The sequence below is a fragment of the Microvirga arvi genome, from assembly GCF_016892765.1.
Taxonomy (GTDB): domain Bacteria; phylum Pseudomonadota; class Alphaproteobacteria; order Rhizobiales; family Beijerinckiaceae; genus Microvirga; species Microvirga arvi.
Genome location: NZ_JAFEMD010000134.1, coordinates 1 through 4,644 on the forward strand (window position 1 = coordinate 1; position 4,644 = coordinate 4,644).

3 protein-coding genes are annotated in these 4,644 nt (G+C 60.6%); all 3 read left to right on the top strand.

Annotated elements, in window-relative coordinates:
• Positions 1–300: 300 nt before the first annotated feature.
• The 3 genes from ILT44_RS29870 (at position 301) to ILT44_RS29880 (ending at position 4,576) form a co-directional block, all read left to right on the top strand.
• Complete coding sequence (locus ILT44_RS29870; protein WP_204243240.1) at positions 301–1,326, top strand: IS110 family RNA-guided transposase; 1,026 nt, start codon at positions 301–303, stop codon at positions 1,324–1,326.
• Between the two features lie 365 nt (positions 1,327–1,691).
• Positions 1,692–2,048, top strand: a complete 357-nt coding sequence (locus tag ILT44_RS29875) for an SAM domain-containing protein (RefSeq protein ID WP_204243241.1) — start codon at positions 1,692–1,694, stop codon at positions 2,046–2,048.
• Positions 1,973–4,576 (top strand): ATP-binding protein, encoded by a 2,604-nt coding sequence (locus ILT44_RS29880; RefSeq protein WP_204243242.1) that lies wholly within the window; start codon positions 1,973–1,975, stop codon positions 4,574–4,576. Before ILT44_RS29875 ends, ILT44_RS29880 begins: the two co-directional genes overlap by 76 nt.
• The last annotated feature ends 68 nt before the right edge of the window (positions 4,577–4,644 follow it).

Here is a 4,644-nt window from a genome sequence, read left to right on the forward strand (position 1 = left end):
TTATGGCGCGGTCCCCGGAATTACTCCATGTGTCAAAACGCGAACAGGTTCGAGCCCGACGAACTATTTGTACAACATCTACACCCTATGCCGGGAAATCTCCGGACTATTGGGCCTCTCAAGACATTAAATTGCTTCAACGAGCGACACGTCAGCGATTTTACACATTGGGTAATCGCGGAGCGAGTCGCCCTCAGGCCAGAGGACACTGCATGGAAGAGCGGGTGGTTGTTCCCCGATAAGATGGAGGTACGGGCTCTCGACTGGACGCCGGGCCCAAGCATCGAACGGAGAACAACCATGGGTGAGTATATCGGTCTTGACGTGTCGTTGAAAGAGACGGCGATTTCCGTGCGGAGGGACGGCAAGAGGATCTGGCGCGGCAAGTGCCCCTCGGATCCAACCCTGATTGCGGAAGTTGTCCGCATGCGCACCCTCGAGCCTAAGCGGGTGGTGTTCGAGACCGGGCCTTTGTCAGTGTGGTTCTATCATGCACTCCAGGCCGAGGGGCTGCCGGCCATCTGCATCGACGCACGCCATGCCAAGGCAGCCCTCGACATGGCACCCAACAAAACTGACGCCAATGATGCCGATGGCCTGGCCCATCTGGCTGAAGTCGGCTTCTACCGCGCGGTGCGGGTGAAAGGGTATGACAGCATGCTGGTCCGCACACTGGTGGCTGCACGGGCCCGATTGGTCCAGATCACAACCGAGCTGTCCAACCAGATCCGCGGGCTGATGAAGACGTTCGGGTTGGTTGTGCCCCGCGGCAAAGGCGCCACGTTCGAAGCCGAAGTCCAGCGCCTGTTGGCGGGGCAGGAGGAGCTTGCCCGGATCATCCTGCCGGTGCTGGAGGCCTGGCGCAGCGTGCGCAGCCGGGCATCCGTCCTGGGGCGCCAACTTCTCGCCGGCACTCGGCAGAACGAGGCCTGTCAGCGGCTGATGTCGATCCCCGGGGTCGGCGCGATTACCGCTGCCTCGTTCACGGCCGCTATCGAGGATCCTGCCAACTTCAGCAAGTCGCGCTCGGTCGGCGCGTGGCTGGGGCTGACGACCCGCCGCTATCAATCCGGAGAGGTTGATTATGATGGGCATATCTCCCGGCGCGGCGACGCCCATCTGAGAGGGCTGCTCTATGAGGCCGCAACCGTGATCCTGACGCGCACCCATGCCGAGAGCGACCTGCGCCGATGGGGGCTGATGCTGCGCGAGCGGATCGGCTTCAAGCGCGCGGCTGTGGCCGTGGCCCGCAAGTTGGCGGTCATCATGCACGCGATGCTCAAATCCGGTGAGCCGTTCAACCGGGCGGTCAGCGCCACCACCTGATCCAGACAGAACTCAGATGCGCCTGCCCTGAGGCGCGTTGAGGCGTCCCTGCCGGGACGTGGATGAACCATTCCGCCTTGGTTGGTGCACCTGCAAGCCCATAGGCTGAAGCGTGCGTTTTACACCTTGGAAGGTTCCCCCCGCGAAGCCCCATCATGCGGCGACTGATGTCGACCGCGAAGACGACACTGCTCCCGGCAAACCACAGCCTCGGCACCAAAAAGGGCTTGCATTCCAACGAGCGATTAGACGACAACCAAGACCCGAACCTGACCCTCACTTCCTGCGCAATGTCGGAATTCTTGGCGAAGAATATCGCCACCCGTCACAGCCTCTGGTAAATTTCCATTCGAGGAGGAGCCGCGATGGATATCGGTGCTTGGCTTCGGTCTCTCGGTCTTGAACAGTATGAGGCGGTCTTTCTCGCTCATGCCATCGATCCGGAGGTTCTGCTTGACCTGAGCGAGCTGGACCTAGAGAAGCTCGGCGTCCTCCTCGGCCATCGCAAGAAGCTGCTCAAAGCCATTGCGGCACTTCCTGCCGCTTTGTCGTCTCAAATGCCTCCTCATCCTGCCTTGAAAAAAGTAGTTCCAGACGCTGAGCGGCGTCAGTTGACGGTGATGTTTTGTGATCTCGTTGGTTCCAATTGGCAGGCCGCCTGGATCTGGAAGATCTGCGCGAGATCATTGAGGCCTACCAGGCCGGCGTCTGTGCCGAAGTGACCCGCTATGGCGGCTTCGTCGCCAAGTACATGGGGGACGGCGTTCTGGTCTATTTTGGTTATCCACAAGCGCACGAAGACGACGCCGAGCGGGCGGTCCGCTCCGGTCTCAGCCTGCTCGCCGCCGTTCCGGCACTCTGCCCTCATGACGAGGTCCTGCAGGTGAGGGTCGGCATCGCTACGGGCGAGGTGGTGGTTGGCAATCTAATCGGGGCGGGGTCGTCCCAAGAGCAGGCGGTAGTTGGCGAGACACCGAACCTCGCCGCCCGCCTGCAAAATCTGGCTGGGCCCGGGCAGGTGGTGATCGCCCAGGAGACCCGCCGCCTCGTAGGCAACTTGTTCCAAATGACCGAACTCGGCGTCGTGGAGGTCAAGGGCTTCACCGCGCCGGTCTGCGCTTGGCGGGTGACAGATGAGAGCCGCACCGAGAGCCGCTTCGAGGCCTTCCACTCGGGCGAACTCACCCCTCTGGTCGGTCGCCGTGACGAACTCGACCTGATCCGGCGCCGCTGGGCACAAGCGCGTACAGGCGAGGGACAGGCGGTGTTGCTCTCCGGCGAAGCTGGACTAGGCAAGTCGCGCTTGGTCGTTGCTACCGAGGAGATGCTGGCCGGCGAAGCGCCACTGCGGCTGCGCTATTTTTGCTCGCCACACCATCAGGACATCGCTCTTTTTCCGGTGATCCAGCGGCTGGAGAGGGCGGCCAAGTTTGAGCGTGAGGACGATGGCCCGGCTCGCCTGGACAAACTGCGGGCACTTTTAGCTCCTGAAACGGATGCTGAAGACTTCGCGCTTATGGCCGAGCTTCTGTCGGCACCCACCGAAGGCTTGACCCTGCCGCAGGGGCTCTCACCGCAAAAGAAGAGGGAGCGGCTGCTCACAGCGCTGATCCATCAGCTTGAGGCACTGGCCCGAACCGCGCCGGTGCTGATTATATGGGAGGACGTGCATTGGATCGACCCATTCTCACGCGACCTGATCAATCTGACGCTTGATCGCATTCTGCAGCTGCCAATACTGATGCTGGTGACATTCCGGCCGGAGTTCCAGGCGAGCTGGATCGGGCGCGAGCATGTGACGATGCTGGCTCTCAAACGTCTGAGCCGACGCGAGCGCAATGAGATGGTCGGGTGGCTCACTGGTGGAAAGTCTCTGCCTGCTGAGGTACACGAGCAGATTGTCGAACGCACTGATGGGGTTCCGCTATTCTTAGAGGAGCTCACGAACTCGATCCTGGAAAGCGGCATTGTGCGGGAGGAGGACGCGCACTTTGTGCTTTCGGGAGCGCTGCCAACTTTAGCGATCCCGACGACGCTGCAGGGATCGCTGATGGCAAGACTTGACCGGCTGGCGCCCTTGGGCGAAGTGGCGCAGATCGGGGCGGCAATCGGGCGGGAGTTCTCGTTTGAGCTGCTGGCGGCTGTTTCAGGTCAGAGCGAGGAGGTGCTGCGCCAGGCGCTGGAACAGCTCACGTCGGCTGAACTGGTATTCGCTCGCGGAAACCCACCTGAGGTGAGTTATACGTTCAAGCACGCTTTGGTGCAGGATGCAGCTTACGCAACGCTGCTCAAGAGCCGGCGGCAAGAATTGCACGGCACGATTGCACGGGTGCTAGAGGAGCGATTTCCTGAGATGGTGGAACGCCAGCCGGCGGTCCTAGCCCACCACTTCGAACAGGCAGGTCTCCTCGACCATAGTGTGGAGTATCGGCTCAAGGCCGGGCAGCGGGCCTTCGAACGATGGTCGATGGAAGAGGCCATTACGCAGATCCAGAAGGGACTGCACCTCGCTCCGATGCTACCCAAAGGCAGGGAGCGAAGCCGAAAGGAACTGGATCTTCTGCTCATTCTCGGGAAAGCGCTGATCGCGACGAAGGGCTATAGTTCACTTGAGTCCCGCGGGGCTTACGACCGAGCTCGCGTCTTGTGCGAGGACCTCAATGAGTCAACCACTCTCATGGCTGTTTTAAACAGGCTCGGAGCTCACTCGGTCATGCGAGGAGATCTCGATGTCGCTCTCAAAGGAGGCGTGCAGCTTTTCGAGAGGGCGCAGTGCGATGGAAGCTCGCGTGCATTGGCTATAGCGCATGCCAGGATGTCACTGATCCTGGGTCCAATGGGAAGGCTTCGTCAAGCACGCACTCACGCAACTGAGGCATTGAAGCTCTTCGGTGCATCTGCCGGAATCCAGGACACGTTTAGTGCAAATGCTCTGGTTGATATTGAGCCGACGGTCTCAGCGATGCTTGCGGTGACACTCTGTTGTCTGGGGCATCCCGATGAAGCGCTGGAGTTAAGTGAAAGCATGATTGCCGAGGCGCAGGAGAAGCCCAACGATGCGGCTTTAGCGCAGGGGCTTTGGCATCTGTGTCGCGTTTACGTCCTCCGCAGGGATATCGCAGGCACTCTCAAGATCAGCAATCATGTAACGAGCCTGTCGAATGCAAAGGGTTTGGACTGGGGCAGTACCTCGATCATTCTGGCAGGTTGGGCAAGGGCGCAGCGCGGACCAGCACATGACGTGAAGTAGTTTGGACTTAATCTGACAGACGGTGTCGTTAAGCTGAGGCATGAGCCGAGGCCGGGCGCGGAGTGGAC